We start from the raw sequence: 1,722 nt of genomic DNA on the forward strand, positions 1-1,722 counted from the left end.
CAAGATCCTCAAAACACCGCCAATGCCGCGTGCAGTGTAAGCGCCACCAGCGTCAGGCTCGACAGCATGAAGGCAAAGAAACGGTCGCGGACGCGGTTGCTGGTCGCCTGGATCAGGCTGTGCACGATCCGCAGCCCGACATAGGCCCAGGCGATCCAGGCGTTGACCCCATCGCCCGAGCCGCTCAGCGCCAGCACGACGCAGACTGCGTAGAACAGCGTCGGCTGTTCCATCAGATGATTGTAATTATGAGCTTTCCACTGGGCCTGCGGGGGCAGCGACCGGTCGGCATCGGAGCCCTTGGTGCCGACGAGCGTGCGCAGGTCGACGCCCGCCGCCTTCATCGCCGGCAGCCGCGTGGCGAGCGTCCAGCCCAGCATGACGAGCGTCCACGCGATCAGTGCCACCATCGGTCGCAGGATGTCGCTGTGCATGAAAAAGCCTCCCCCGGTTATCCCCGGGAGAGGCTGCCTCAATTGCCCTGTGGGGGCAATGCCGATCGCAGTTCCGCCAATCCTCCCCCGCCAGGGGGAGGACGTAGAAGTCAGGCCTTGTCGAAGCTCGCGCCCCACTTGCGGACCGGACGGTCCTTCCAATGGCCGCGGTGGTACGCGTCCGATGCCAGCAGCGGCATGACCGAACCCGCTTCGGCGAATACCATCTGCTCGATGCCGGTGTTGACCTTGCCCCACGATGCCGCCTCCTGCAGCGTCGAGGACGAGCACGCACCGTCGCGCACGTCCGCCACCGTGATCTGCACCGCGTATTTGTGGACCTGGACGTCATCGTGACCGAGGATCTCGGCGCACACCACGGTGTCCTGAATGAAGTTCTTCGGCACGCCGCCGCCGATCATGAGAAGCCCTGTGGTGCCAGCCTTGATCTTGATCTCGGTGAGCTCGCGGAAATCGGCGATCGCGTCGAGGACCATGTACGGCTTGCCCGCCTTCACCGCGTCGACCTGGTGCTTGACCAGACCGAAGCCCGCCGAGCTGTCGACGAATGCCGGGCAGAAGATCGGCACGTCATGCTCATAGGCGAGCTTGACGAGGCTGTTCTCCTTCTTGCCGTGCTCGACGAGGTACTTGCCCATCTCGCGGATGAACTCGCGGCTCGAATAGGCGCGCGGCTCGAGCGTCTCGGCGATCTCGAAGATCGTGTGGTCGACGTGCTGGAGCTCTTCCTCGTCGATATAGGTGTCGTAGATCCGGTCGATCATCAGCGAGCGCAGCACGTCGTCGTGCGGCACTTCGAGCGCCTGATAATGCTTGTGGCCGAGGCCCTCGAAGAAATCCATGTCGACGATGGTCGCGCCGGTCGCGACGATGCCGTCGATCATGTTGTTGCGCAACAGCTCGGCATACAGGTCCATGCAACCGCCAGCGCTCGTCGAGCCCGCGATCACGAGGAAGATCGTGCAGTCCTTGTCGGAGAGCATCTGGTTGTAGATGTCGGTCGCACGGCCGAGGTCGCGGCTGGTGAACGACATCTTCTTCATCGCGTCGACGATCGGCCGCGCGTCGAAGCTGGTGATGTCGATATGCTCGACGGTGGTGGACAGGAGCTCAGCCTTGCGCTGCGCGTCGATGCGGGTGTCTTCGGTCATGTCTGAATTCTCCAGAAATTCCCCTCCCGCTAGCGGGAGGGGTTAGGGGAGGGGCTGATCGATCCGCGAACGCCATCGCTCGCGGACAAGGCCCCCCCCCCCCCCCCCCCCCCCCC

At 63.9% G+C, this 1,722-nt stretch carries 2 protein-coding genes; both read right to left on the reverse strand.

All coding sequences use genetic code 11. From position 1 onward, the window contains the following. Positions 1-8: 8 nt before the first annotated feature. Positions 9-434, reverse strand: a complete 426-nt coding sequence (locus tag ASE88_RS14295) for an MAPEG family protein (protein ID WP_056478754.1) — start codon at positions 432-434, stop codon at positions 9-11. Between the two features lie 110 nt (positions 435-544). Next, entirely contained in the window at positions 545-1,606 is a 1,062-nt protein-coding gene (locus ASE88_RS14300) for a 1,9-bis(guanidino)-5-aza-nonane synthase (RefSeq protein ID WP_056478757.1), read from the reverse strand. Positions 1,607-1,722 lie beyond the last annotated feature (116 nt).

The organism is Sphingomonas sp. Leaf38 (assembly GCF_001421825.1).
Taxonomy (GTDB): Bacteria; Pseudomonadota; Alphaproteobacteria; order Sphingomonadales; family Sphingomonadaceae; genus Sphingomonas.

Excerpts from the sequence above, each read along its gene's own strand:
- ASE88_RS14295 (WP_056478754.1), bottom strand. The coding sequence starts at position 434 with ATGCACAGCGACATCCTGCGACCGATGGTGGCACTGATCGCGTGGACG.
- ASE88_RS14300 (WP_056478757.1), bottom strand. The coding sequence starts at position 1,606 with ATGACCGAAGACACCCGCATCGACGCGCAGCGCAAGGCTGAGCTCCTG.